Origin of the sequence: Pseudomonas sp. ENNP23 (assembly GCF_001728945.1) — a bacterium.
GTDB lineage: Bacteria > Pseudomonadota > Gammaproteobacteria > Pseudomonadales > Pseudomonadaceae > Metapseudomonas > Metapseudomonas otitidis.
This window is the reverse complement of sequence record NZ_LYSP01000108.1, coordinates 1-975: the sequence shown is the minus strand read 5'-3', so window position 1 is coordinate 975 and position 975 is coordinate 1. Positions and strand designations below refer to the sequence as shown.

Here is a 975-nt window from a genome sequence, read left to right as displayed (position 1 = left end):
TTACGCGCTGGCAACCCCGTGCGTACCTGATTTTTCAAGTCACAATTCAAATACTCATCAGGATTCAGCTCCGGGGCGTAGGCCGGCAAGAAGAAGAGTTCTATTTGCTCTTTGTGGTCGGCGACCCAGGCACTCACCTTTTTACTGTGGTGTACACGCAGGTTGTCGAGAACCAGGAACACCTTACGACCTTGCGCCTCACGAATCAGGCGCCCCAGGAAGCGGATCAGGACAGGAGCTGTCAACGTCTCCCGGTACAGCATGAAACGCAACTTACCCCGGTTGGTCACGGTGGAAATCATGTTGGTAGAAAAACGACTGCCGCTGACCTGGCGCACTGGTGTTTCGCCAATAGGGGCGTAGCTGCGGCCAGCATGGCTGTCACTGCGCATGCCGGTTTCGTCACCCCACTGAATCTCTCCATTTTCGGCCTTGGCCCGCAGTGTGATGCGTGGATATTCATCATTCAGCCAGCGCTGAACCACTTCAGGTTTCTGCTGATAAGCCCGATGCAGTGGGCGCTGCGGGGTGTAACCCCAACGCTTGAGGTATTCACCAACCGTTCGCACCGGCATGAGAAAACCACAGCGCTGGCGGATCAGCTCTCGCACGGCATCACGCGTCCAGAGCGCAAAGCCGAGTTTGAGTTGATCAGGCATCTTATCGGTCATTAGCGTGCGAACCAGCACTTCTTGGGCGGAACTCAAACTGCGGCGCTCACCTTGACGCGCACCGCGTTGACCGCCAGAGATGGCAGCCTTTTCGCCCTTGCTTTCTGCAACGTGAGCCCAATGGGCGACAGTACGGGAGTGAGCCCCAACCGCTGCAGCAATAGCCTTGTAGGTGTATCCCTGCTCACGCATGCGCAAGGCTATAGCACGTTTTTCGCGCTGTTCTTGGGGGCTGAGTTTGCGGGCATCTGTTTTCATGGGGTGAATTATCTATCTATGCCCTATTTATTTGCCAGGTTAATAA

General features: G+C 55.5%; 1 protein-coding gene. It reads right to left on the bottom strand.

Translation table 11 applies throughout. From position 1 onward, the window contains the following. Positions 1 to 929 (bottom strand): IS630 family transposase (locus A9G05_RS26970; protein ID WP_083272689.1); only part of this gene is annotated, 929 nt, incomplete at its 3' end. Positions 930 to 975 lie beyond the last annotated feature (46 nt).